The sequence below is a fragment of the Methylobacterium sp. Leaf85 genome (assembly GCF_001422125.1).
GTDB lineage: Bacteria > Pseudomonadota > Alphaproteobacteria > Rhizobiales > Beijerinckiaceae > Methylobacterium > Methylobacterium bullatum.
Genome location: NZ_LMME01000002.1, coordinates 114,215 through 139,640 on the forward strand (window position 1 = coordinate 114,215; position 25,426 = coordinate 139,640).

The 25,426-nt window shown below is 67.4% G+C and carries 24 protein-coding genes; 10 read left to right on the forward strand and 14 right to left on the reverse strand.

What is annotated here, in order from left to right; genetic code table 11:
- The first annotated feature begins 72 nt into the window (after positions 1-72).
- Positions 73-843, forward strand: a complete 771-nt coding sequence (locus ASF08_RS03090) for an SDR family NAD(P)-dependent oxidoreductase (RefSeq protein WP_018045575.1) — start codon at positions 73-75, stop codon at positions 841-843.
- Between the two features lie 111 nt (positions 844-954).
- On the opposite strand, the gene ASF08_RS03095 is transcribed toward ASF08_RS03090, so the two are convergent.
- The 3 genes from ASF08_RS03095 to ASF08_RS03105 all read right to left on the reverse strand — a co-directional run bounded on the left by ASF08_RS03095 (position 955) and on the right by ASF08_RS03105 (position 4,346).
- The gene (locus ASF08_RS03095) at positions 955-1,263 is read right to left on the reverse strand and encodes a cupin domain-containing protein (protein ID WP_056141190.1); all 309 of its coding nucleotides are present in this window, start codon (positions 1,261-1,263) and stop codon (positions 955-957) included.
- A 69-nt stretch (positions 1,264-1,332) separates the two neighbouring features.
- Positions 1,333-2,883, reverse strand: coding sequence for a GMC family oxidoreductase (locus tag ASF08_RS03100; protein WP_082473028.1), 1,551 nt, complete (start codon positions 2,881-2,883; stop codon positions 1,333-1,335).
- Entirely contained in the window at positions 2,880-4,346 is a 1,467-nt protein-coding gene (locus tag ASF08_RS03105) for an alpha/beta hydrolase (protein WP_056141193.1), read from the reverse strand. Before ASF08_RS03105 ends, ASF08_RS03100 begins: the two co-directional genes overlap by 4 nt.
- Positions 4,347-4,796: 450 nt before the next feature.
- Between ASF08_RS03105 and ASF08_RS03110 the strand changes: the two genes are divergently transcribed.
- Both ASF08_RS03110 and ASF08_RS03115 read left to right on the forward strand, forming a co-directional pair.
- On the forward strand, positions 4,797-5,864 hold the full coding sequence (locus ASF08_RS03110; protein ID WP_056141197.1) for a sensor histidine kinase: 1,068 nt from the start codon (positions 4,797-4,799) through the stop codon (positions 5,862-5,864).
- Positions 5,861-6,319 (forward strand): response regulator, encoded by a 459-nt coding sequence (locus ASF08_RS03115; protein ID WP_056141198.1) that lies wholly within the window; start codon positions 5,861-5,863, stop codon positions 6,317-6,319. Before ASF08_RS03110 ends, ASF08_RS03115 begins: the two co-directional genes overlap by 4 nt.
- 38 nt (positions 6,320-6,357) lie before the next feature.
- On the opposite strand, the gene ASF08_RS03120 is transcribed toward ASF08_RS03115, so the two are convergent.
- From ASF08_RS03120 to ASF08_RS03140, 5 genes are all read right to left on the reverse strand, one after another.
- A complete protein-coding gene (locus ASF08_RS03120) occupies positions 6,358-9,111 on the reverse strand; it encodes a PAS domain-containing protein (protein WP_056141201.1) in 2,754 nt (917 codons plus the stop codon).
- A 224-nt stretch (positions 9,112-9,335) separates the two neighbouring features.
- Positions 9,336-10,634, reverse strand: coding sequence for a type III glutamate--ammonia ligase (glnT, locus tag ASF08_RS03125; protein WP_056141203.1), 1,299 nt, complete (start codon positions 10,632-10,634; stop codon positions 9,336-9,338).
- 87 nt (positions 10,635-10,721) lie between these two features.
- Positions 10,722-12,083: an FMN-binding glutamate synthase family protein gene (locus tag ASF08_RS03130; RefSeq protein WP_018045583.1), complete on the reverse strand. Its 1,362-nt coding sequence runs from the start codon at positions 12,081-12,083 to the stop codon at positions 10,722-10,724.
- Positions 12,083-12,772: a protein glxC gene (locus ASF08_RS03135; protein ID WP_018045584.1), complete on the reverse strand. Its 690-nt coding sequence runs from the start codon at positions 12,770-12,772 to the stop codon at positions 12,083-12,085. The genes ASF08_RS03130 and ASF08_RS03135 overlap by 1 nt, the downstream gene beginning before the upstream one ends.
- A complete protein-coding gene (locus ASF08_RS03140; RefSeq protein WP_056141205.1) occupies positions 12,772-13,665 on the reverse strand; it encodes a class II glutamine amidotransferase in 894 nt (297 codons plus the stop codon). The genes ASF08_RS03135 and ASF08_RS03140 overlap by 1 nt, the downstream gene beginning before the upstream one ends.
- Before the next feature lie 427 nt (positions 13,666-14,092).
- On the opposite strand from ASF08_RS03140, the gene ASF08_RS03145 reads away from it, so the two are divergent.
- Positions 14,093-14,698: a helix-turn-helix domain-containing protein gene (locus ASF08_RS03145; protein ID WP_056141207.1), complete on the forward strand. Its 606-nt coding sequence runs from the start codon at positions 14,093-14,095 to the stop codon at positions 14,696-14,698.
- A 14-nt stretch (positions 14,699-14,712) separates the two neighbouring features.
- Here the strand turns inward: ASF08_RS03145 and ASF08_RS03150 are convergent, their stop codons facing one another.
- From ASF08_RS03150 to ASF08_RS03165, 4 genes are read right to left on the reverse strand one after another with little or no spacing between them, the layout of a single operon-like run.
- On the reverse strand, positions 14,713-15,330 hold the full coding sequence (locus ASF08_RS03150; RefSeq protein WP_056141208.1) for a sarcosine oxidase subunit gamma: 618 nt from the start codon (positions 15,328-15,330) through the stop codon (positions 14,713-14,715).
- Entirely contained in the window at positions 15,323-18,361 is a 3,039-nt protein-coding gene (locus tag ASF08_RS03155) for a sarcosine oxidase subunit alpha family protein (protein WP_056141211.1), read from the reverse strand. Before ASF08_RS03155 ends, ASF08_RS03150 begins: the two co-directional genes overlap by 8 nt.
- Entirely contained in the window at positions 18,358-18,645 is a 288-nt protein-coding gene (locus ASF08_RS03160) for a sarcosine oxidase subunit delta (protein ID WP_056141214.1), read from the reverse strand. Before ASF08_RS03160 ends, ASF08_RS03155 begins: the two co-directional genes overlap by 4 nt.
- A 30-nt stretch (positions 18,646-18,675) precedes the next feature.
- Positions 18,676-19,926: a sarcosine oxidase subunit beta family protein gene (locus tag ASF08_RS03165; RefSeq protein WP_056141217.1), complete on the reverse strand. Its 1,251-nt coding sequence runs from the start codon at positions 19,924-19,926 to the stop codon at positions 18,676-18,678.
- A 108-nt stretch (positions 19,927-20,034) separates the two neighbouring features.
- Here ASF08_RS03165 and ASF08_RS03170 point away from each other — a divergent pair, with 108 nt between their 5' ends.
- Positions 20,035-21,054: a GlxA family transcriptional regulator gene (locus ASF08_RS03170; RefSeq protein WP_056141219.1), complete on the forward strand. Its 1,020-nt coding sequence runs from the start codon at positions 20,035-20,037 to the stop codon at positions 21,052-21,054.
- Positions 21,055-21,116: 62 nt separating this feature from the next.
- On the opposite strand, the gene ASF08_RS23650 is transcribed toward ASF08_RS03170, so the two are convergent.
- Positions 21,117-21,491 carry a hypothetical protein gene (locus ASF08_RS23650; RefSeq protein ID WP_443136798.1) on the reverse strand — a complete coding sequence of 125 codons (375 nt, stop codon included), beginning with the start codon at positions 21,489-21,491 and terminating at the stop codon, positions 21,117-21,119.
- A 380-nt stretch (positions 21,492-21,871) separates the two neighbouring features.
- On the reverse strand, positions 21,872-22,564 hold the full coding sequence (locus tag ASF08_RS03175; RefSeq protein WP_056141221.1) for an HAD family hydrolase: 693 nt from the start codon (positions 22,562-22,564) through the stop codon (positions 21,872-21,874).
- A 179-nt stretch (positions 22,565-22,743) separates the two neighbouring features.
- On the opposite strand from ASF08_RS03175, the gene ASF08_RS03180 reads away from it, so the two are divergent.
- The 5 genes from ASF08_RS03180 to ASF08_RS03200 all read left to right on the forward strand — a co-directional run bounded on the left by ASF08_RS03180 (position 22,744) and on the right by ASF08_RS03200 (position 25,380).
- Positions 22,744-23,064 (forward strand): hypothetical protein, encoded by a 321-nt coding sequence (locus ASF08_RS03180; protein ID WP_056141222.1) that lies wholly within the window; start codon positions 22,744-22,746, stop codon positions 23,062-23,064.
- A gap of 99 nt (positions 23,065-23,163) precedes the next feature.
- Positions 23,164-23,823: a peptide-methionine (S)-S-oxide reductase MsrA gene (msrA, locus tag ASF08_RS03185; RefSeq protein WP_056141223.1), complete on the forward strand. Its 660-nt coding sequence runs from the start codon at positions 23,164-23,166 to the stop codon at positions 23,821-23,823.
- Positions 23,824-23,908: 85 nt separating this feature from the next.
- Positions 23,909-24,412 (forward strand): TIGR00645 family protein, encoded by a 504-nt coding sequence (locus ASF08_RS03190; protein WP_056141226.1) that lies wholly within the window; start codon positions 23,909-23,911, stop codon positions 24,410-24,412.
- Positions 24,413-24,422: 10 nt separating this feature from the next.
- Entirely contained in the window at positions 24,423-24,737 is a 315-nt protein-coding gene (locus ASF08_RS03195; RefSeq protein ID WP_018045599.1) for a DUF2293 domain-containing protein, read from the forward strand.
- 109 nt (positions 24,738-24,846) lie between these two features.
- Positions 24,847-25,380 carry a hypothetical protein gene (locus tag ASF08_RS03200; protein ID WP_244474434.1) on the forward strand — a complete coding sequence of 178 codons (534 nt, stop codon included), beginning with the start codon at positions 24,847-24,849 and terminating at the stop codon, positions 25,378-25,380.
- Positions 25,381-25,426: the final 46 nt, after the last annotated feature.

A 25,426-nucleotide genomic window follows, 5' to 3' on the forward strand; every position in this document is an offset into this window, starting at 1 on the left:
TGTCCTGAAGATCACGGGTGATCGCCGGCCACGTGATGCCCGCGCACCCCTTCTCGCACAGATGGGACAGACATGAAGTTGCAGGGCAAACGCGCTCTGATCACCGGGGCGGATTCCGGTATCGGACAGGCTGCGGCCGAGCTGTTCGCGCGCGAAGGCGCGGACGTGGCGATCACCTACAACACCGACGCGGACGGCGCGCGGGAGACCGCGCGCCGGGTCGAGGCCGCCGGGCGCACATGCCTGGTGATCCAGGACGATGTCGGCGACCCGGCCTCCGTCGAGGCGACCTTCGCCAAGGTGGCGGCCGAGTTCGGCGTCCTCGACATCCTCGTCAACAATGCCGGTCAGGCCATGAGCGGCATGCCGGTGGCCGAGATGGATGACGGCAAACTCGAGCAGATCCTGCGGGTCAATCTGATGGGGCCGGTCTTCTGCGCCCGCGCCTTCATCAAGGTCCGGCGGGCCAATGGCGGGCGGGGGAAGATCGTCATCGTCTCCTCGGTGGCCCAGCACCTGCCGACGCCGGAAAGCGCACCCTACGGCATGTCGAAGGCCGGTGTCGGCTCCCTCTGCCGGAGCCTGTCGCGTGAGCTCGCCGAGGACAAGATCAACGTCAACAACGTCGCCCCCGGCCTGATCGAGACGCCGATGACCAGCGACCGGTTCGAGAACCCCGAGAAGCTCGAAGCCTCCCTGGAACGCATCCCGTGGCACCGCGCCGGCCAGCCCGACGAGATCGCCAAGGCGATCCTCTACCTCGCCTCGGACGATGCCGATTACGTCACCGGCCATACCCTCGTGGTGGATGGTGGCCTGACCATGCAATGGGGCGGCGCGTAGGACGGGTCTTCCTTCGGGAACGAGATAGCGAGAAGGGCCGGATCGTGATCGATCCGGCCCTTCTCATGTCTGGTCTCACGCCGCCGCCTTGGGTGCGGCGGGTATGAAAGGCTACGCGGCCGGCGGGGCGGTGGCCTCGACGGCCGTGAACGCGTCGAGGATCGTGTAGGTGTGCTCGGCCCCGGCCGGGACGAGCCAGGAATCGCCGGGCTCCAGGGTCACGGTCTCACCGCCGACCGTGAGTTCGGCCCGGCCGGAAATGACGTAGCCCACCGTCTCGTAGGGTCGGCTGGCGCTCGGCTTGTCGTCCGTCGGCGGCTCGTGGCGCCACATCCGCATGGCGACCCGCTCACCCTTGGCGAGGCCGATTTCGCCATGCGCACCCGCGCGGGCATTCTTCGTGGAAATCTTCGTGGTCATGGCGCTTGAAACCTCGTCGCGTTGCGGTGAATCTAACCGGGGAATGGCGGTGGCGTTCCTCAGGAATCGTCAGGAGGGATGGCCCAGGAACGCCTCGGCCGAGCGCAGGGCCAGGGCCATGATGGTCAGGGCCGGGTTGGCGGCGAGCGAACTCGGGAAGGTCGATCCGTCGCTGATCCAGAGGTTCGGGATTTCGAAACTCCGGCCATGGGGATCGACCACGGCGCTGTCGCCGCTCCGGCCCATCCGGCACGTCCCGATCGTGTGCGCGACGCGCTCCAGCACCCAGATGTCGGTGGCGCCGGCGGCTTCCCAGATCGCCGTCATGGTCCGCGTCGCATGGGCGTTCAGCCGGTCCTCGTTGGAGGAATAGCCGAAATCGATGCGGGCCTTGCGCATCCCGAACGCGTCCACCTCGTCGGCGAGCACCAGCACGTTGGCGTCGCAGGGCAGGGTCTCACCGTTGATCCCGATGCCCGCCATATGGTTGTAACGATTGAGATGTTCGGTCAGCGCCCGGCCCCACAGGCCACGCCCCCGCGCCACCGAGTTGCCCCAGGTGACGGGCAGGACGCCGAGACTCTGCATCAGGTAGCCGCCTGCGAAATCCGCATCATCGGGCCGGACCATGTCCTCGCTGATGAGCGAGGAGGGATAGCCCCGGTTCATCCGCATCTCGGCCTCGAACGTGCCCCAGACCTGGGTCGCCACATGGCCCATATAGTTGCGCCCGACCTGGCCGCTGCCGTTGGCGAGCCCGAGATGCAGGAGGAGCCGGGGCGTCTCCACGGCGCCGGCGCAGAGGTAGACCGCCGCGCAACGCTGCCGGTGATCGACGCCGTCGTGCCGGTAAATCACGGACGTGATCCGGCCCTCGCTGTCGCGATCGATCCCGTGCACGCGACAATCGGGACGGATTTCCGCGCCGTTGGAGACGGCATGCGGCAGGTAGGTGACGTCCATGCTGGTCTTGGCGCCATTGCGGCAACCCTGGTGGCAATATCCGCAATTGATGCAGCCCCGGCGCAGGGCACCGCCCTCCTGGGGGAAGTCACCCGAGACAACGGCCGCCGGTGAATCGGCTGTCTGGATGCCGAGCCGGTCGCAGGCTTGGCCCATCACCTGCGCTGGCGCGTTGCGCGGGACCGGCGAGAGAGGATAGCGCCGGCCGGGATCCCAGGGGTACTGGGAGGGGCCGGACACGCCGATAAACGCCTCGACGCGCTCGTAGAACGGCCGCAGGTCATCGTAACCGAGGGGCCAATCCACCCCCATCCCGGTCTCTGAGTGAAGACGCAGGTCGCGCTCGTCGGCGCGAGGCGTGAAGGCGCCCCAATGCAGGGTGGAGCCGCCCACCCCGGTGCCGCTGTTGTTGGCGCCGAAGGCCTCCGGCGTCGAACCGCCGCTGAGGCGCTCCTCGGTCCAGTAGATCTCGTCGGCGAGCGTCTCGTCGAAGGCAAAGCGCGCGGGGTCGAAGTTCGGCCCCGCCTCCAGGGCGACGACCTTGAGCCCGGCCGCCGCGAGGCGGGCGAGCACCGGCGCGCCACCCGCGCCCGTACCGATGACGACGACATCGACGATGTCGGTGGTTGCGTAGCGACGCATCGCATCGAGCTTCATCGTCCGGTCTCCCCGAGGGTAGAGGACTTTTGCAGAGCGGAGGACTCCCAGGGTTCCGGGTCACCGATGCCGACGCGCAGGAAGCCCGGCAGGGTTTCCGCATCGTCGCCGCCCGCGCCAATCCCGGAAAAGCCGATCCGGGCGAGGCTTGCGGGGTGGGCGAGATAGATCCGCACTGCGTCGCTGCGCAGATCCTCGAACCACAAGCTCATCCCGTCGGCATCGAGCCCGCCCTGCGGCACCCCATGCGACAGCGGCTCGCCAGCGGCGGCGGCCTGCAGGAAGGCGTCCTGCTCACCGCCGTCGAGGCACAGGAAGCCCGTCGCGTGGACGGACCGTGCGGCGGCATCCAGGGTTCGCAGGGCGGCGCGGTAGGCCGCTCCGTCCGCCGGCAGCTTGGCAAAACGCCATCCATCCCCGGTTCCGGCAGCGAGCCGAGCCTCGATCTGCGCTGCGATGTCGATCCGGCCCGTGCCGTCCTGCGGCAAAACCCTGTCCACGACGGCGCGAAGCTGCGCGAGCTCGACCGGGTCGAGGTACACGGGCCGAGCGGCCGAGCCGTCGGGTTCGGCCCGAGCGAGGAGCGCCGCGCGCAGGCGCGTGTTCACCCGGTCGGATCCGATCAGCGCGCGATAGGGCTCCGGCACGGTCGGTGCCTCGGACTTCAGAAGCGGTTCCTCGGAGGCGAGACCCGCGATGAGGCTGGCCACGGCCTCCGGCCGCTCCAGCGGCAGCAGGTGCCCTGCGCCATCGAGAGCAACCAGCCGGCCATGGGCCAAGTGGGGAAGGGTCAGAGCCTTCTGCGCGGCGGCGCCGAGATCGGCATCCTCGGTTCCGCCGACGACCACGGCCGGCATGCGCAGGATGCCGATCCGGCGGCTCCAATCCTCGCGGGAGCCGTCGCGCAGCCACGCCGTCCAGGCGGCGGGAGAGGCGCGCAGAACGTCCTCGACCGCGCGGGTCCGAAGCGGCTCGCCGAGGGGAGAGCCGGTATTCTGGTCGACGAACTCTCCGGCCTTACGGCGACGGGTGTCCGCATCCGCTGAGATCCATTCCATCATCTCCCGCCGCTTGTCGTCGGACATCGGCTCGGGGCTCGGCGGTGAACCGCCCAGCAGCACCAGCCCGGCGAGCCCCGCCAGATCCGGTGCACTATCCTCGGCGCGCCGGGCGAGGGCCAGGGCGACCTTCGCACCCATGCTATGGCCCGCGAGATACCATCGACCACTGGGATCGGCGGCGGCGATCCCCGCCGCCACATGATCCGCCATCGCCGCCACCGAATAACCGGACACGGCGGCGGCATCGCCGAAACCGGGCAGGTCAAGAGCCACAATGCGAGCGACGCCATCGAGAAGAGCCGCGACCGGCTCCCATTCCCGCGCGCTTCCCCCAAGGAAATGCAGGCAGACCACCGTGCAGGGGCCGGGGATGGTAGTGTGGGGGGCGGGAGAGTTTGGCATGCGCCGGGAACTCGGGCGGATCCCATGTCGATCAAGAGTCTCATCCCCATCCCGGCTTGCGGCATGGCGTCCGACCGTCCCCCATACGATCCCGGCCCGACCTGCAATACGGGGCCGATCCATCCATCCCCCCTCCTCAGTCAGGAGAGTAGGACCGACGCGATGCGATCGTCCGGCACGACGGCGCTGTGCCATCCCAGAGAATTCTCGCTGCCGTCTGCGTTTCGACACCGGATCGCTTGCCGAAGCCCGTGGCGCGGAACAAACCGCCGCCCCTCACGCTTTCGCATGTCGGTGCGCGGGGATATCGGGGATCGGCCGATCTTTCCTCGCCGAACCCTATCGAAGCCGTTAGGATATTGCGGTGCGCCATCGGGTGCCCACCCAACCTTGCAGAGAGCCTGCCTCGTGCCGACCCGGCCGCCACTCGTTTCCTCCGCCGAAGCCTCGATGTCCCTGCCGACCCTGCGCCGCGGGTCACAGCTCCACGAGACCGAGCGCCGCCTGAACGCCGTGCTCAACAACGCGTCGGTGGCGATCTTCCTGATGGATGACCGGCAGCACTGCGTCTACATGAACCGCGCCGCCGAATTGCTCACCGGATTCAGCGTCGGAGAGGTGCTCGCGCGCGACTGTCCGCTGCACGACATCGTCCACCACACCTACCCCGATGGCCGTCCGTTCCCGTTAGAGGAATGCGCCATCGACCGTGCCTTCCCCGAGAACAACCAGGAACGCGGTGAAGAGGTGTTCGTCCACAAGGACGGGCATTTCTACCCCGTCGGCTTCACCGCGAGCCCGATTCGCGACGATGCGGCCAAGATCATCGGTACGATCATCGAAGTCCGCGACATCACGGAGGAGAAGGCGGCGGCCGAGCGGCAGAAATTGCTGACGAACGAGCTGAACCACCGGGTGAAGAACACCCTGGCCACCGTCCAGTCCATCGCGGCGCAGACTTTCCGCAACGTCGCCGACCAGCCGGCCCGCGCCGTGTTCGATGCCCGCGTCGTGGCGCTCTCGGACGCCCACAATGTCCTGACGGAATCCAATTGGGAGAGCGCCAGCCTCATCGGTGTCGTCGAGCGGGCGATCGCACCCCATGCGGTCGCGGAGACCGACGGGACGCGGTTCAACATCACCGGCCCGGATACTCGCCTCCACCCCAAGGTCGCCGTGACGCTGGCGATGGCGTTGCACGAATTGATGACCAACGCCGCCAGATACGGCGCCCTCTCGGTTCCCGAAGGCCGCGTCGCAGTGACATGGACGCTGACGTCCGATGGCGGGCGCGAACGCCTGTCCCTCACCTGGACGGAGACGGGCGGCCCGGAAGTGATCCCTCCGACCCGCAGGGGTTTCGGCTCGAGGCTCATCGAGCGGCAATTGCCGCTGGAATTCGACGGCAGCGCCGAGATCGATTTCGCACCGGCCGGACTCGTGTGCCGCCTCGACATCCCACTGACCGCGCTGGGTTGGCATGGACAGGATGTCGTGACGGGGCGTCCGGTCTCATGAGTATCCTGGAGGGACGCCGGGTCCTGCTGGTGGAAGACGAAAGCCTTGTCGCGATGCTCGCCGAGGACATGCTTCTCGATCTCGGCTGCGAGGTCGTTGTCGCCATGCGCCTCGACCAGGCGCTGCGGCGGCTTCAGGCCGGCGACTTCGATGCGGCCGTCCTCGATGTGAATCTCGGCGAAACGCGCAGCTATCCCGTAGCCGATCAGCTGTTCGAGCGCTGCATCCCGTTCCTGTTCGCAACAGGTTACGGCTCGGCCGGACTGGAGCCGGCCTATCAGGCTGTGCCCGTGATGCAGAAGCCGTATCAGAAGGATCAGCTGGAGGCGCAGCTCCGGCATCTTCTCACCTGCGAGGCGGTCTCGCGGGGAGCCGACAGCGGCGCCAGGGTGTTCACCTGCGGCTGCGCGCTCAACTCCAAGGATCCCGGCGCGGCCCAGATCCGCGCAGACTGAGGCCGGCCCTGCCCGGCATCCGCTTCCCTGCTATCGCCTCAACGGAAGTCGGGCGGCGTATCCACGGCCTGCAGACCTTTCAGCGACGCTTCGAGCGTACAGACCACACCGGCCGTGCGGTAATCGAGGGAGACCTCGCCGCCGAAATTGCCGGCAAGTCCCCGCCCGATCAAGCGTGTCCCGAACCCCGTGCGGGTGGGCGGACTGACCGGCGGCCCCCCGGCTTCGATCCAGCGCAGCAGCACCTGATCGCCGCCCTCGCCCTCGCTCCGACAGATCTCCCAGACGATGGAGACGCTGCCTTTGGCAGTGGAGAGGGCGCCGTACTTGGCGGCATTGGTCGCGAGCTCATGGAGGATGAGGGCCAGCGACATCGCGGCCTTGGCACCCACATTCAGGGCCGGCCCGCGAAGGGAGAAACGGTCTGGCTTGTCCTTGTGAGGCTCCAGGGCACTTTCGATCAGCGTCTTCAGGGGCGTATCGCCGAGCGACCCGCCCAGTAGCAGGTCGTGCGACTTGCCCAGCGCGATCAGACGTCCTGCCAGCACCTCCTTGGCGCTCACGACATCGGTGGCGTTCCGCATGGTCTGAGTGGCGATGGATTGCACCATCGCCAACATGTTCTTCATGCGGTGGCTGAGTTCGAGATTCAGGACGCGCTGCTGCGCCTCCGCCTCGATCCGCGCGATGGCGGCGCGTGTCCGGTCGGCGATGTTGCGGATGAACCCGATCTCTTCGGTGTTCCAGGCGTGCGGGACGTCCTTGGCTGCGTAGAATACGGCGACGAATCGTCCGTGCTCCATGACCGGCAGGTCGACGAACGAACGGATGCGGATGTCGTTCAGCGAAACCGCATCCGATGCGGTGCGCGGATCCGCGGCGGCATCCTCGATCAGAACCGCCGTTCCAGCCTTCAGCGCGTCGATACACGAGCCGTAATCCCGAAACTCGCGGGCTCCGTCGATGCCGGGGAGGCCCGGCGCCGACCACCCTCGACCGACGACGATGGTCTCGCGCTCCTGGTCCACGGCTCCGTAACCGGAATGGGACAGTCCCAGGGTCCGGCCCGTGATCTCTGCCGCGACGAACGCGATCGCTTCCGGGTCGCTCAGGTCGCGCAGGCGGTCGCCGAGCTCCGCGATGGCGAGCCGACGGGTCTCGCCCTGCTTGCGTTCGGTGACGTCGAGGAAAAGGCAGCTGAACCGCTGGCCGCTTTCGTGTCCGGCGCGGACCTCGAAGGTCCGGCCGAGGCCGGGCACGGTGATCTCGAACAGGCTCGGTTCGCCGGTATCGACCACGCTCGCATAACGGTCGATCAGCCCCTGGTCGATCTCGGGAACGAGCTCTCGAACGGTACGGCCGACGCTTTGCTCCGACAGGCCCGATTGCCGGGCGAAGGCCGGGTTGATCTCCAGGAAGCGGTAATCGCAGGCCCGGCCGGCCCGGTCGCGAACGAGTTCGCCGAGGAAGAACCCTTCCTGCATGCTGGTGAACAGGCCCCGCCAGCGCGCCTCGCTGGCGCTGATCCGCTGCTCGGCGGTCTTCTGGACGGTGATGTCGCGGGAGACCGAGAGCAGCCGCTCGGGGCGTCCTTCGGCATCGAGGATCGGGGTGACTTGCACGTCCCACCAGCGGGGATTGCCCGCCATGGTGTTGGCCTGACCCTGGAAATGGCCCGTTCCCCCGGCCTTGGCGGCAGCAAGGGCCGCATAGGCGTCGTCATTGCCCTGGTTCTGCCAGAAATCCGGCCAGGGACAGTTCTGGATCGCGTTGAAGTCGCTCACCTCCATCACCCGCATCCCGCCCTCACTCATGAAGGTCAGGCGGTTGTCGAGGTCGATCACCTTGATGCAATCGGCCGACGAGGCGAGGACGCTGCGCATGAATTCCGCGTCGTCGCGCTGCTTCTGGTTCGCGAGGCGCTGTTCCGTGCGGTCGCGCAGGATCTTGATGAATCCCTCCGGATGTCCGTCCTCGTTCCTGAGCGGCATCATCTCGCCGAGGCCCCAGAACAGGGTCCCGTCCTTGCGCCGGTGCCAGCGCTCGTCGCTAGCCCGCCCGTGCAGCAGTGCGGCACCCATCTCCTGCTCGGGAGCGCCGGTCTCGACATCCTCGGGGGTGAAGAAGACATGGGCGGGCTCGCCGAGCATCTCGGCCTCGCTCCAGCCGATGACGCGTTCCGCGCCGGTGTTCCAGCTCGTCACCCGGCCGGACAGATCCATGGAGATGATGCCGTAATCGACGGCGCTCTCCAGGATCGCCTTGTTGAGCCGGTCGCTCTCGCGCCGGTCCTGCAGGGCACGGCGCAGTTCGAGCAGGGCCATCACCTGCTTGGCCAGCGTCTGCAGGATCAGCTTCTGCGCCGCGGTGAGGCTGTTCGGTTTGGTGTCGAGGACGCAGAGCGTGCCGAGGGTGACGCCTTTCGACGTCTGCAGAGGCACACCGGCATAGAAACGCACATGCGAGTCGCCGGTGACCAACGGGTTCGCTGAGGTCCGTTCGTCGCGGGTCGTGTCGGGAATCACGAACACCGCGTCCTGCTCCTGGACGGCATGGCGGCAGATCGAAGAGGAGATCGGGGTCTCCCGCCGACCGAAACCCGTCTCGGCCTTGAACCATTGGCGGTCGCCGTCGAGCAGGGAGATCAGGGAAATCGGCATATCGCAGGCCGCCGACGCGGCCTTCACGATATCGTCGAAATCCGCCTCGGCCTCCGTATCGAGGATGCCGTAGCGCGCGAGGGCCGCACGACGGTCGGCCTCGATTCCTGCGCTGCTGTCGTCGTGGTCCACAGAGCTCTTCCCGCCCGTCGTCGTCTGTTTCGGACCGAAAAGCCGAGATCAGCCGGTTCATGCACCCAAATCTCGGGACCGGCAACCGGAAGCGATATGTCCTTCAGTCTGGTTCTAATCAAGCATGATCCCGCCGGAATCCCTTCGGCCGGGAACCCCTTCCGCGCGAGGGCGGGGGCAACTCGCGCGACTTTCCCCGTCGGGACCGGCGGGTGGTCCGGGCTTCAGCAGTCGAGCGTGGTGTCGCGCTCCCACTGGGTGAGGTGGCGCGAATAGGCGTTCCATTCCTCGGTCTTGAGCTTGAGATAGCTCGGCACGAACGAGCCCAAGGCCTCGTTGAGCACGTCGCATTTCTCGAGGGCCCGCATGGCGTCGAGCATGTTGAGCGGCAGACACTTGACGCCCTCAACCGTATGGCCGTCCGTGTACATGTTGATGTCGAGGCGCTGGCCCGGATCGCGGCGGTTGCGCAGGCCGTCGAGGCCGGCGGCGAGGAGGCCCGCCTGGAGCAGATAGGGATTGGCCGCACCGTCGGCGAGGCGGAACTCGAAGCGCCCGCCATCGGGGATGCGGATCATGTGGGTACGGTTGTTGCCCGTATAGGTCACGGTGTTGGGAGCCCATGTCGCACCGGACGTGGTGCGCGGGGCATTGATGCGCTTGTAGGAATTCACGCACGGGTTGGTGATGGCGGCGAGGGCATCGGCGGAGTGGATGAGCCCGCCGATGAAGTGGTAGCCCTCCCGCGACATTCCGATCTCGTCCGACGCATCGGCGAAGACGTTGCGGTCGCCCTTCCAGAGCGAAACGTGGGCGTGGCAGCCGGAGCCGGTCAGGTTCATGAAGGGCTTGGGCATGAAGGTCGCGCGCAGGCCGTGCTTCTCGGCGATCGAGCGGGTCATGTACTTGAAGAAGGCGTGCCGGTCGGCGGTGACGAGGGCGTCGTCGTAGTCCCAGTTCATCTCGAACTGCCCGTTCGCGTCCTCGTGGTCGTTCTGGTACGGCTTCCAGCCGAGTTCCAGCATGGCGTCGCAGATCTCGGTGATCACGTCGTAGCGGCGCATCAGGGCCGACTGGTCGTAGCAGGGCTTCATCTGCCGGTCGGCCATGTCCGCCGGCTCGGACCCGTCCGGCGTGATCAGGAAGAACTCACACTCGACGCCGGTCTTCATCTGCAAACCGTCGCGGGCCGCCTCGGCGATCAGGCGCTTGAGGATGTTGCGCGGCCCCTGCTCCACCGGCTTGCCGCCCATGACGAGATCGGCGGGCAGCCAGCCCACCTCCGGCTTCCAGGGCAGCTGGATCAGGCCGGCGGCATCGGGCACGGCGAGGAGGTCGGCATCGGCCGGGCTCATGTCGAGCCAGGTGGCGAAGCCTGCGAACCCGGCGCCGTTTCTACAGGTGCTGGCGATAGCGGCGGCCGGGACGAGCTTGGCGCGCTGCGTGCCGAACAGGTCCGTGTAGGAGACGAGGAAGTACTTGATGCCGCGCTCTTTCGCGACGGTTTCGAGATCCGTGTTCATGGCGTCACCCTGCGTTGAATCGGGCGGCCCGCTCGGCCGTGCTGTCGAAGGGAAAGGCCGCCCCCGTGGGACGGCCCTTCGTTGTGCTCAGAAGCCGGTCTTGCCCGGAATCCAGCCCGTGCCGGCCATCGGCACCTGCGCCATGGCGGCGGCCTCGATGGTGAGCGCCACGAGGTCCTCGGGTTCGAGGTTGTGCAGGTGGCTCTTGCCGCAGGCGCGCGCGATGGTCTGCGCCTCCAGGGTCATCACGGCGAGGTAGTTGGCCAGCCGCCGGCCGGCGAGGACGGGGTCGAGGCGCTTGGCCAGTTCCGGGTCCTGCGTGGTGATGCCGGCGGGATCCTTGCCCTCGTGCCAATCGTCGTAGGCTCCGGCGGTGGTACCGAGGGCCTGATAGTCGGCCTCCCAGCGCGGATCGTTGTCGCCCAGCGCGATGAGCGCAGCGGTGCCGATGGCGACGGCGTCGGCGCCGAGCGCCAGGGCCTTGGCCACATCGGCTCCCGAGCGGATGCCGCCCGAGACCACGAGCTGCACCTTCCGGTGCAGACCGAGGTCCTGCAGCGCCTGCACCGCGGGGCGGATCGCCGCCAGGATCGGGATGCCGACATGCTCGATGAACACGTCCTGCGTCGCTGCCGTGCCGCCCTGCATGCCGTCCAGCACGACCACGTCGGCGCCGGACTTGGCGGCGAGCGCGGTGTCGTAATAGGGCCGCGAGGCGCCGACCTTCACGTAAATCGGCTTCTCGCCATCGGTGATCTCGCGCAGTTCCTCGATCTTGATCTCGAGGTCGTCCGGCCCGGTCCAGTCCGGATGGCGGCAGGCCGAGCGCTGGTCGACGCCCGGGGGCAGACAGCGCATGCCGGCGACACGCTCGGTGATCTTCTGGCCGAGCAGCATGCCGCCGCCGCCGGGTTTGGCGCCCTGGCCGATGACGATCTCGATCGCGTCCGCCTTGCGCAGGTCGTCCGGGTTCATGCCGTAGCGCGAGGGCAGGTACTGGTAGACCAGCGTCTGCGAATGCCCGCGCTCCTCCTGCGTCATGCCGCCGTCGCCGGTGGTGGTCGAGGTGCCGGCCAGCGTCGCCCCGCGCCCGAGCGCTTCCTTGGCCTGGGCCGAGAGCGAGCCGAAGCTCATCCCCGCGATGGTGATCGGGGTCTTGAGGTGGATCGGCTTGGAGGCGAAGCGTGCGCCCAGCACAACCTCGGTGCCGCAGCGCTCACGGTAGCCCTCCAGCGGGTAGCGGCTGATCGAGGCGCCCAGGAACAGGAGGTCGTCGAAATGCGGCAGCTTGCGCTTCGCACCCGCGCCACGGATATCGTAGATGCCGGTGGCGGCGGCGCGGCGGATCTCAGACATCACGTCGGGGGTGAAGGTCGCCGAGAAGCGGGGCTTGGTGCGCGGCAGGGGACGCGCATCCTTGAGGGTCGGGTCCTTGGGAGTCTCGGCCATCAGTAGGCTCCGGCGTTGTCGACGTTGAAATGATAGAGGCGGCGGGCGGAGCCGTAGCGCCGGAACTCCGACGGGCTGACCTCGCCGGCGAGGCCGGCGGCCTGGAGCTTGGCGTAGAGCTGCTCGCGGTGCTCGTCGCGCATCTCCTTCTCGATGCAATCGGCGCCCAGGCTCTTGACCGAGCCGCGCACATAGAGCCGTGCCTCGTAGAGGGAATCGCCCAAAGCCTCGCCGGCATCGCCGAGCACGGTGAGGGTTCCGGCCTGGGCCATGAAGGCCGACATGTGGCCGATCGAGCCCTTCACGACGATGTCGATGCCCTTCATCGAGATGCCACAGCGCGCGCCCGCATTGCCGTCGACCACGAGGAGGCCGCCATGCGCCGTGGCGCCGGCCGACTGGCTGACGTCGCCGCGCACATGGACGAAGCCCGACATCATGTTCTCGGCGACACCCACGCCCGCATTGCCGTTGATCACGACACTCGCGAGCTTGTTCATGCCGGCACAGTAATAGCCGACATTCCCCTCGATCTCGACGGAGATCGGCGCATCCAGGCCCACCGCGATGGCGTGGCGGCCATCCGGACCGGTGATGGTCCAGTGGGTCTCGTTGGTGTCGGGGCGCAGGGCGTGCAATGCCCGGTTGAGGTCGCGCAGGGGCGCCTGGTTGAGATCGTAGGACGACATCAGTGACGCTCCCAGGCGTAGACCTTGGCGGGTTCGGGTTCGAAGACGCGGGCGGAGGCGATCCCGGGTAGACCCACGAGGGCCCGGTACTCGGAGCCGAAGGCCACGTAATCGTCGGTCTCGGCCATCACCGCCGGCTTGCAGGCGATCGGATCGCGCACCACGGCAAAGCCCGTCTCGGTGCCGACCACGAAGGTGAAGAAGCCGTCGAGATCCGACAGGCTCGATTCCAGGGCCTGCTTGAGAGACGCGCCCTCTCGCATGCGCCAACTCAGGTAGCCGGCGGCGACCTCGGTGTCGTTCTTGGTGGCGAAGGTGAGCCCCTCGCGCTCGAGGCGGCGGCGCATGTCGTTGTGGTTCGACAGCGAGCCGTTATGGACCAGGCATTCGTCGGTGCCGGTGGAGAACGGGTGCGCGCCGTTGGTGGTGACCGCGCTCTCCGTGGCCATGCGGGTATGGCCGATGCCGTGGGTGCCGGTCATGCCGGCGAGATCGAACCGCGCGGCGACGGCGGCCGGCAGCCCGACCTCCTTGTAGATCTCCATCCGCCGGCCGGCGCTGACCACGTCGATGCCGGGGGCCTCGGTACCGAGAAAGCCACGCACGTCGCCTTCGAGGGCCACCGGGACGTCGATCACCGTATGGGTGTCGCGCGCCACCGCCTCGACGCCGCGCCCCAGCCGGCTCTCGAGGCGGGCTACCGCGTCGGCGAGCGATGCCCTGTCGGCTCCACGCAGGGTCAGCTTCACCCCGGCTCCATCGGCTCCGTAAACGGCAAAGCCCGCACTGTCCGGACCACGCCCCGTCATCGTCTCGAGCATCGTCGACAGCAGAGACCCCAGACGAGGCTCCAGATCAGGATTCTTCAGAAACAACCCGACAATACCGCACATACTTGGTCTCCACGCCGACCCGTCCCTTGAAAGGACTGGTCGCACGGATCACCCGCAGGGGTCAATCTCGGGAACAATTATTTCTTCAAAAGAAACACGGAGGGCGGGCAGCCGCTGGGTTCGGGAGCGCATGGAGGTGGAGAGCGCAACGAATCGGGGTTCCGGAACACCAGGAGCGTGCTCCACGCATCGCGATGACCGCTCGTGATGCCACATAGTCATGCACGGCTTGAGGACTTACACTTCATCGACGGAGACATGGCCGCCAACGGCACGCCCTCTTTGGCGAGAGCCGACGCGCCTGCGAAAGGTCCGCGGCGATCGATCCTCGCTGGAGATCGACGACCTGTCGTGATGGAATCGGCGGTGCCGGGGAACGAGACGTGCTTTCGAACGACCGACGTTGCGATGAGATTGCTTGGAAACGATGCTGAACACTGCCTCCAACGCGCCGACCGATCAGGAAAGAAGCCTGGAGCGGGCATTGGGCCACCAGATCCGGCACCTGCGTCGCGAGCGGGACCTCTCCGTAGTTGATCTTGGAACAGCCGCCGGGATCTCGCCGGGCATGATCTCCAAGATGGAGAACGGGCAGATCTCACCGTCCCTGTCGTCGATCAATGCCGTCGCGAAGGCATTGAACGTGCCCATCACCGTGCTGTTCTCGGCTTTCGAGGAGAGCCGCGACTGCTCCTTCGTCAAGCGCGGACAGGGTGTCGTCATCGAGCGGCGCGGGACGAAAGCCGGCCATCTCTACGAGCTTCTGGGGGCGGGCCTGCGCGGTGAAATCGTCGTCGAGCCCTACCTGATCACACTGGAAAACGATGCCGAATCCTATACCGGGTTTCGGCATGCGGGGACCGAGTTCATCTATATGCTGACCGGCGAAGTCGTCTATCGTCACGACAAGCACGATTACACGCTGCAGCCGGGAGACTCGCTGCTGTTCGATTCGGCGGCGTCCCACGGGCCGGCCAAACTGATCAAGACGCCGATGACCTACCTGTCCATCATCGTCTACCCCCGCGGCTGAACCACTGCCTCGGCTCAAGGCGTCGAGTTGCGCACGTCGTAGCCGAACTCGTCCGCGGCATGGCTCAGCCACGACCAGACGCTGCCGGCGAAGCTGCGTGCCACGGCGAGATCATAGGTGGGGGAAGTGTCCCGCTGCCAGACCTGCGCGCTCATATGCGCAAGGGCGGTGACGGAGACCTGCCCCGGCTGGAAGGCACGGGGATGAAGGTCGATGGCGAGGCCCTTGGCGAGGAACGCGCGGGCGTCCGGCCCGGACACGCGGACGATCGCGCGGGCGTCGCTCTGATCCGTGACCGCAGCGAGCCCCTGCAAGGCCTGGACGAGGCCGGCCATCTCCCTCCGCGTCTCGAACAGCGCGAGCCATTGATCCGGTCCGGACCAGACCAATCCCCGCTCTCCCGTCAGGCTGGCGGTACCGGTATCGGGCAGCGACCAGCCGAAGCGCTCGTCCAAGACCTGCCGGAGGGCATCGGTCCGCCCCTTCACCGCGATCAGGGTGGCGAGCGCGAGGTCCTCGCGCAGGGTCAGACGGAGGCCGGGCTCGCCGCCTGGGCGGCCGTACCGGCCGACCGGCGCGATCCCCGCCCAGGCGCTTCTCGGCCGCCATGTCGTCTCGATAGCATCAGACACGCAGCTTCTCCTCTTTCGGGTCGATGAAGACCGGCGAGCAGATCTCGACTTCGACATCCCCGTCGCGCACCGGATCGTAGGCGCGAACCCGTGTCCCATGGCGCTCGGCGCCGCGCCGGATCAAGCCGAGCCCGATCCAGTGCCCGAGGCTCGGCGAATAGGCGACGGAGGTCATGGTGCCCTCATCGGCCGCGAGGCTCGGGGCGGCGCCGACGGCGAGGAACCGCGCCCCCGCGCGCAGGCGCTGGCTGCGATCGACCGGGCGGAAGCCCACAAGGATCGGCCGATCGGGATCGACGAGGGCCGGGCGCTCCTTCATCAGGCGGCCGATATAGTCCTTCTTCTTGGCGAGCATCCCGCCGAGGCCGATGTCCCGCGCCGTGGTCTGGCCGTTGATCTCGGCACCAGCCGCGTGGCCCTTCTCGATGCGCATCACCGAGAGCGCCTCCGAGCCGTAGGCCGTGATGCCGTGGGCCGAGCCGGCCGCCATGACCGCCCGCCAGGCGGCATCGCCATAGGCGGCCGGGACGGCGAGTTCGTAGGCGAGTTCGCCCGAGAACGAGATGCGGAACAGCCGCGCGGGGATCCCCCCGCCCACCGTGACGTCGGCGCAGGCCAGGAAGGGGAAGGCCTCGTTCGACAGGTCGAATCCGGGATCGACGATGCCCCGCAACGTGTCGCGGGCGCGCGGTCCGGCCACAGCGTATTGCGCCCACTGCTCGCTCACCGAAACCATCTGCACGTCGAGTTCCGGCCATAGCCATTGGTGGCAGAATTCGAGGTGCTGCATGACCTTGGCGGCATTGGCCGTGGAGGCCGTCATCACGAAATGGGTCTCTCCCAACCGCGCGATGGTGCCGTCGTCCAGGACGAAACCATCCTCGCGCAGGAGCACGGCGTAGCGCGCCTTGCCCACGGGCAGCGTGCCGAAGGGATTGGCGCAGACCCGCTCGATGAGGGCGAGGGCGTCCCGCCCCTGGATGTCGATCTTGCCCAACGTGGTCACGTCGCAGATGCCCACATGGGCGCGCACCGTGTTCACCTCGCGATTGACCGTTTCCAGCCAGTCGCTCTCGCCGGATTTCGGAAAGTAGGCCGGGCGGAGCCACAGGCCGGTCTCCACGAAGACCGCCCCCTGCTCCTCGCACCAGGCATGGGAGGGGACGTGCCGGGTCGCGCGGAAATCCTTGCCCCGGTGATGCCCGGCGAAGGCGCCGATGGCGACGGGAGTGAAGGGCGGCCGGAACATCGTGGTGCCGACGCTCGCGACCGGCTGGCCGGTGAGCTCCGCCATGATGCCGAGCCCGGCGAGGTTCGAGGTCTTGCCCTGGTCGGTGGCCATACCGAGGGTGGTGTAGCGCTTCAGGAGCTCGACCGCGCGGAAGCCCTCCCGATGGGCGAGTTCCACATCGGAGGCGGCCACGTCGTTCTGGAAATCGACGAAGGCCTTGCCCTTCGAGACCGGCACGCGCCAGAGCGGCGTATGGGCGATACTCTCGGGGTCGGTCTTCGGAATCTCAGGCGCGGCGCCGGCGAACCCGCAGGCTGAGGCGGCCTCCGCACCGGCCCGGCCGCCGGTCTCCAGGCAGGAAGCGAGGGTGAAGGCTCCGCCCGCCGCCCCGACGGCCACCATGCCGGAGGGAAGCGCACCCGGCACGAAGGCGTGGATCGTCTCGTCCCAGACCGGGCGCCGCGACAGATGCGAATCGAGATGCACGATCGGGTTCCAGCCATTGGCCATGGCGAGGCAGTCGCAGGCGATGGTCTGGCGGCTGCCATAGGTGTCCACCACCTCGATCGCCTCCAGGCCGAGATGCCCCTTCGTGCCGGTGACGTAGCCGTCGCAGATCACCTGCGCGCCGGCTGCCTCGGCCGCCCGACGCAGCTCGGTCGGCACCGATGCGCGGGAATCGATCACCGCCGCGACTTGCCCGCCGGCCGCGACGACATCGGCCACGGTGCGCCAGCCGTCGTCACCAGAGGTGAAAACGGCCACGTTCCGCCCCGGCAGCACGCCGTATCGGTTGAGGTAGGTCCGCACCGCGCCGGCCAGCATCACGCCGGGCCGATCGTTGCCGCCGAAGACGTGCGGGCGCTCGATGGCTCCGGCGGCGAGGATGGCCTGCCTTGCCGTGATCCGCCACATGCGCTGGCGCGGCGCGTGGGCGGGGGGCACGGCCAGATGATCGCCGACGCGCTCGACCGCCCCGTAGGCACCGTGATCGTAGACCCCGAACAGGCTGGTCCGGGGAAGGATGCGCACCTCCGGCATGGATTCCAATTCGGCGAGGGCATCCGCCACCCAATCCGCACCGGATCGCCCGGCGATCTCGCGCCGGTCGGCGAGCAGGCGCCCCCCCATCCGGTGATCCTCGTCGACGAGGATGACGCGCGCACCCGAGCGTCCGGCGGCCAGGGCCGCCGCGAGCCCGGCCGGTCCGGCCCCGATCACAAGCACGTCGCAGAACGCGAAGGCCTTGTCGTAGGTATCGGGATCCGGCGCGTGCGCGGCCCGGCCGAGGCCGGCGGCGCGGCGGATCATCGGCTCGTAGAGCTTCTCCCAGAGAGCGGCCGGCCACATGAAGGTCTTGTAATAGAAGCCCGCCGCGAAGACCGGCGCCGCCAGGGCGTTGACCGAGAGGGCGTCGTATTTCAGCGACGGCCAGCGATTCTGGCTCGACGCCTCCAGCCCCTCGTAGAGTTCGGCCACGGTGGCGCGGGTGTTCGGCTCCCGGCGCGCGCCCGAACGCAGCTCGACGAGGGCGTTCGGCTCCTCCGAACCGGCGGTGAGGATGCCGCGCGGGCGGTGATACTTGAACGACCGGCCCACGAGCCTCACGCCATTGGCCAATAGCGCCGAGGCCAGGGTATCGCCCTGGAACCCGCTGTAGCGGCGGCCGTCGAAGGTGAAGTCCAGGGGGCGGCGGCGGTCGATCATCCCGCCGGTCGCGGTGCGAAAGTCCTGGCCGGTGAAAGTTGCTGGCGCGGCAACGCCCGGGAGGGCGGTGTCCCGAAGGGTGATCGTGGTCATGCGACCTCTCCTGTCCGGCGGCTCAGCGCGACGTCGCGGGCGGAGGACACCCCGGTGATCTCATGGGTTCGCGTATCCCGGTCGACCACGAGCCAGGAGCGGCAGCCGGCGCCGTGATACCAGAGCTCGCGATGGGGGCCGGCCGGGTTGTCGCGCAGGTAGACGTAGTCGTGCATGGCGACGGGCTGCGCTTCTATGCCGTCGGGCCGGATCGGCGCGGCGTCGCCGAGATAGCTGAACTCACCGTTGTCACGGGGCCCGCAATGGGGGCATCGTATACGCATGATCGTCGTTCCCTCAATCCAGATCCGCGCTCAATGCAGGTTCGGCTGGGCGCCCATGCCCTTCTCGTCGATGAGATGGCCGGTGGCGAAGCGGTCGAGCCGGTAGGCGGCGGCGTCCTCATGGGACGTGTCGCGGGCGATGAGATGGGCAAAACAGAAGCCCGCCGCGGGGGTCGCCTTGAAGCCGCCGTAGCACCAGCCCGCGTTGAGATAGAGGCCGTCGATCGGTGTACGGTCGATGATCGGACTGCCGTCCATGGACATGTCCATGATCCCGCCCCAGTGCCGCAGCAGGCGCAGGCGCCCGAGGCCCGGCCACAGGGCCATGCCGCCCTCCATCACGTCCTCGATCGTCGCGAGGTTGCCGCGCTGGGCGTAGGAATTGTAGCCGTCGATGTCGCCCCCGAAGACGAGGCCGCCCTTGTCCGACTGGCTGACGTAGAAATGGCCGGCCCCGAAGGTCATCACAGTGTCGATGAGAGGCTTCACGCCTTCGCTGACGAAGGCCTGGAGCACGTGGCTCTCGATCGGCAGGCGCAGATCGGCCATGGAGGCCAGCAGCGATGTCGAGCCCGCCACCGAGAGCGCGACCTTCTTCGCCCGGATGAAGCCACGGCTCGTCTCGACCCCGACCACCCGCCCATTCTCGCGGCGGATGCCGGTGACGGCGCAGTTCTGGACGATATCGACGCCCCGGTCGCTGGCCGCGCGGGCATAGCCCCAGGCCACGGCGTCGTGGCGCACGGTGCCGCCCCGGCGCTGGAGGAGACCGCCCTTCACGGGAAAGCGCGCATTGTCGAAATCGATGAACGGCACCATTCCCCGAACCCCCTCTCGGTCGAGGAGTTCGGCATCGATGCCCGCCATCCGCATGGCGTTGCCGCGCCGGGCATAGGCATCGCGTTGCGCATCCGAATGGTAGAGATTCAGCACGCCGCGCTGGCTCACCATGGCGTTGTAGTTGATGTCCTGCTCCAGCCCCTCCCAGAGCTTCATCGACCGTTCGTAGAACGGGATATTGCCGGCGAGCCCGTAATTCGAGCGGACGATGGTGGTGTTGCGCCCGACGTTGCCGGAGCCGACATGGCTCTTCTCCAGCACGGCCACGTTGGTGATGCCGTGCTCCTTGGCGAGGTAATAGGCGGTCGCGAGACCGTGGCCGCCGCCGCCAACGATGACGGCGTCATACTCAGCCTTGGGCGCAGCATCGCGCCATTGGGGCTTCCAATCGCGTTGGCCACGCAGGGCCTGACCCAGGATGCTGAGAAGGGAATAGCGCATGGCGGGACATGCTCCGGGGCTGAATGCGGCGTGTGAGCCTCATCGGTAGCTTATCGCCAGCCAGCACCCCTTGCATTTTGCGACGTAATTCGGACAATTCGCGCAGAAATGAGCATCCGCCCCCCAGCTCCCACTCCTCCACGTTTGGATCGGAACACCGCCACGCCGGAAAAGCCGAAGCCGCTGACCGTCGGCTTCATCCTGCTGCCCGGCTTTCCGCTCATGTCCTATGCGGCCGCGGTCGAGCCCATGCGGGCGGCCAACACTCTCTTGGACAGCGAAGTCTACCGCTGGTGGCATGCGGCACCGGGGGGAGGCGCCGTACAGGCTTCGAACGGAATCACGATCCTGCCGGATGTCGATGTCGGAGACACCAAACTCGACGCCGATCGGGTCTTCGTCTGTGCGGGCGGAAATCCTGCCGCCTTCGACGACCCGGCCCTGACCGCTTGGCTTCGCCATCTCGCGAGGCGTGGGATCACCCTCGGCGGCATTTCCGGAGGGCCTTACCTGCTCGCTCGCGCGGGTCTGCTGGCGGGGCGCCGTTGCACGCTCCACTGGGAACATGTTCCCGCCTTCGAGGAACGCTACCCGGATATCGAGGTCGTGCGCTCCCTGTTCGAGATCCAGGACGATCGGATCACCTGCTCGGGCGGCATCGCCGCCCTCGACCTGATGCTCAACCTGATCGAGCGCGACCACGGTCCGGGCCTCGCCAACGGTGTCAGCGACTGGTTCCTGCACAACCAGATCCGGGAGGGCCTGAGCCCGCAGAGGATGGACCTGCGCCTGCGGATCGGGGTGCGGGATCCGCGCCTGCTCCGGGTCCTCGCCGCGATGGAGGCCAATCTGGAAGCGCCGCTACCTCGGCAGGGCCTGGCCGAACTCGCCCGCGTGTCGATCCGCCAACTCGAGCTGCTCTTCAAAAACCGGATCGGTATCAGTCTTCACCAGCATTATCTCGCCCTGCGGCTCGACCGGGCCCATCAGCTCCGCCGCGAGAGCGCGCTGAGTTCGGCCGATATCGCCATGGCGACGGGATTTGCCAATGCGGCCGAACTCGCCCGAGCCGAGCGCCGGCGAAGCCTAAGGGCTACGCGTCCGTCGAGCACCGTCGTCGAAGCGTAAAGGGCATGTCGCCGCAGTGGGCGTCCCTGTCGGAACGCCCACTGTCGAAGGGTAACGAACGCTCAGCGCCCGTACGCCGTCCGATGAAGGTCGATATCCGCCTCGGGACGCACGAGATCGAGCCGGGTTCGGACGGCGTGCCGGCGCGGCGCACGACGGGCCGCGAAACGGTCCCGCGCCGCCTTTGCCGCCTGCTCGACGCTGCGGAAGACGAGCCCGTCGAGGGGGTCGAAATCGCGTTCTGACGAGAAGAACCGCACGCCGCCCCGTTCGGGTACGGCGATTCCGGCCGTCACTTCGCCAATTTCGATCACCCGCGGCGGCGGGGCGGCATGAAGGCGGTTGCGGGCACGGGCCTGGAGATGATCCGCCCGGGCATCAGGCGTGTGCAATCGATTCAACGCCCGACGAGCGTCGTCCTGCTGGAGATGGGGCATGGTGTCGTGAACTCCTGACGCGGCCCGAGGGCCATCTGCTGAAAGCGGCTCGATCTGACGGGTCGGTCAGCATCGACAGCCGGAGCAGGCATGCAGAAGAGCTTGGAAGGAGGTTCGATCAATCACGGCAAGTCATCCTTTCGATGAAGGACCACGAGGCGCGAGCGCTCCGCAGTGCTTTAGCGTTTGATGACGCGGCGCAAGCTACACACTTCAAATCACCGCGGCGGATCGATCCATACGGACCACAACCGCACCTATAGAATGATAGCAGTCCTCCGCTTCGTCAACGGATGCATCTTCCGAATGCATGCGCCCTCATGGCATGAATGACGCGCAGACCGACGAAGCACAGGCGATTTCTTCGGGAAGAGCCGAGGTCAGACGGATGCGGCGGCGCGCCCGATCAGGCCGGCAAGGTCGCGATGATGCGCATAGACCCGTTCGGCCCCGGCCGCGATCAGGTCCGCCCCCGTGGGATCGTGCTCCCAATGGCCCCCGCCGATGAAGCCGAGGACGCGCATTCCGGCAGCACGCGCCGCCATGACTCCGGGCACGCTGTCCTCGACAACGAGGCAGCGACCAGGGGCGACGCCCATCTCGGCGGCGGCAAGGAGGAACAGGTCGGGCGCCGGCTTACCGCGGGAGACCATGGTCGCCGAGAAAATGCGGCCCTCGAACAGGGGCAGCAGACCGGTGAGGCCGAGTGAATGGGCAAGCCGCGCCGGATCGCTGCTGGACGCGACGCAGCTCGGAAGCTCCAGCGCCCGCACCGCCAGGGCGATTCCCTCCATGGCGCGCAGGTCGCGGTCGAAGGCACGAAGGGTTTCGGCCTTCACCGCCTCGACGAAGCCGTCGGGTGCGGCGATCCCGTAATCGCGCTCGATATGTCCCATGATCGACGTCATCGACGTGCCGGCGAAGCGCTCCCTCACCGTATCCACATCGATGGCGACACCGATCCGGTTGAGCCCCGCCGTCAGTGTCCCGAGGCTCAGCGGCTCGCTGTCGACCAGCACGCCGTCGCAATCGAAGATCACCAGTCCGGTGGAAGTTTCGGGTTCGGTCGGCAAGGCGATGGTCCGCTGGAAATGGCTGGGACGGGCTGTGCCACGGAGCCGTCACGGCGCGCAATGGCGGCCGATGCGCGCTGGCTGCCGGGACGGCGTGTGCCTCGGAGACCTTGCGCCTCGCGACGGCGCCCCCTAATCCCGCAGGGCCGGCATGGGAGCCGGCGTGTGTGCAAGCCGCGATGCTCCGCTTCCTAAGCCGCCTCCTCGGATATGTCGTCCTCGCGGCGGGCTTCGTCGGCCTCGTCTACGATGGCGCGCGCTCGATCGCCAATAACGGCGTCCGCGTCACCAACCTGAGCGACCTTCTGATGACGCTGTTCAAGGAGCGCGGGAGTGCGCTCCAGGGCTCGGTGGAGAGCGTGGCCCCATGGCTGTGGCAAGCCCTCGTCCTGCCGCTCACTCTGGCCCCCGCCTGCCTCCTCGGCCTCGGTCTCGGGGCCTTCCTGCTCTGGCTCGGCCAGCCGCCCCGAGAGCCGATCGGCTTTCTCAGCCAGCCCTGACGCCTCGACCGTAAGGCATGGCCGTTTCGACACGGGGCATTCAGGAAGAGGGTCCGGCACCCCATATAGGGAACATCCCGCCCTCTCACGGAGGCCCCGATGCTCCAGTTCTTCCGCAAACGTCCCGAAATGCCGAGCGCCGCCGACGCGCTGCCCGGCCGGTCGACACCGATCCCCACCACCGAGACCCATTTCGTCAACGGCCATCCGCTGAAGGGCCCCTATCCGGAGGGAAGCGAGCAGATCGTCCTCGGGCTCGGCTGCTTCTGGGGCACCGAGCGCAAGTTCTGGCAATTGCCGGACGGAATCGTCGTGACGGCGGTGGGCTATGCCGGCGGCTTCACGCCCAACCCGACCTACGAAGAGGTCTGCTCGGGCATGACCGGGCATAACGAGGTGGTTCTCGTCGTCTACGATCCGGCCGTGCGCCCCCTGGAGGCGGTACTCAAGACGTTCTTCGAGAACCATGACCCGACCCAGGGCATGCGCCAGGGCAACGATGTCGGCACGCAGTACCGTTCGGGCATCTACACGGCGAACGAGGCGCAGGCCGAGACCGCCCGACGCGTACGGGAGGCCTACGGGGAAGCTTTGAAGGCACGCGGGTTCGGCGAGATCACCACGGAGATCGTCCCCCTCGATACGTTCTACTTCGCCGAGGGTTACCATCAGCAATATCTCGCCAAGAACCCTGCGGGTTATTGCGGTGTCGGTGGCACCGGCGTGACCTGTCCGATCGGTACCGGCGTCGCCGCCTGAGGCGCCTCGCCCGCCGAGCTCACCGCTTGTCGAGCTTGGCCGCACATGCCAAACCCCGCCCGGTCGGGCGGGGGATTCGAGACGGATGATCGAACAGGTTTTCGAACGCGTACTCTTCGCGTGCCGCTGGCTACTGGCGCCGTTCTACGCGGCGCTCGGCATCGGCATCGTCGTGCTTCTGGTCAAGCTGTTTCAGGAACTCGCTCATTTCGTCCTGCACATGTGGAGCGCCACCGAGTCGCAGATCATTCTCGGCGTGCTGACCCTGGTGGATCTGTCCTTCACCGCGTCGCTGCTCATCATCGTGATGTTCTCGGGCTACGAGAACTTCGTCTCGAAGATCGATCATACGGACCACAAGGACTGGCCCGAATGGATGGGGACGATCGACTTCACCGGGCTGAAGCTGAAGCTGATGTCGTCGATCGTCGCCATTTCGGCGATCTCGCTGCTGAAAGCCTTCATGGACATCAAGGCGACGCCGGACCGCGAATTGTACTGGCTCGTCGGTCTCCACATGGTCTTCGTCGTGTCCGGAATCCTCATGGCCCTCACGGATCGGATCGCCGCCGGCCACCACGACAAGTAAAGACGCCGCGATGACCCGCGCGGACGCCGTCGGCGAAGCGCTTCGTATCCTCGCTCCGCGCCTGCCCGCTTTCGAGACGGATTCCGTCCTCTCCCGGGCGCTGACAAGTCCGGGGCTGCGGAATGCGAGCCCCGAGAACGCGGCTTGGCTCGCCCTCGTCGCCTTTGCCCGCCACGTCTTCACCGAATACGATTCCTATCTCGACGAAGGCTACGACCGCGACAGTGCCCGCCATTTCGTCCTCGACGAGCTCAACGAGACGTTGCGCGGCTGGGGCGTCCGCCGAACCGTGTCCGAGGACGTCGAGCAACCGGACGACGAGTGATCACCGGGTCCGCACTGCCCCCCCAAAGCGGACAACCGTGGGAAACCTTTCCGGTCACGGCACCGTTCTCACCGTCGAGGGGCCCGCGACCGTTCATAGGACAGTGGCCATGCGCAGAATGCTCCCGATCATCGCCGGCCTGGTGCTCGCATCCGGCGCGGGTCTCGACGCCGATAGGGCGTCGGCGCAACAGGTCGCCGATCCGGCCGCCTGCACCTCGTTCGACTGGCCGCTCCTGCGTGAGCAGGCCTGGTTCGAAGCTCCTTCTCTCCCCCGGCTCGATTCCGGCGCGACCCTCTCTGCAGAGATGCCGGGCGCCGTCCTGGCACTCAAGCCGATCGCCGAGGCCGATCTCCCCTTCGTGCCCTCGCGGGAACCGAATCCCGGCACATTCGGCGGCAGCTTGCGAATACCGCCCGTCGTTATGCCCGGCCTGTATCAGGTGACCCTGTCGGACAATGCCTGGATCGACGTGAGCCAGGACGGCACGACGACGCGCAAACCCGTGGCGAGCACGATGCGGCCCGGATGTCCGGGCGTTTCGAAGAGCGTCCGGTTCCAGTTCGGCACCATGCCCATTCTCATCGTCGTCAGCGGCGCGAAATCGGACTCGATCAAGATCTCGGTCTCGCCAGCGGAATAGCCGAGAGCTCTCGACGGCCCGACGGCCGATGGACTAGGTTGGCGCC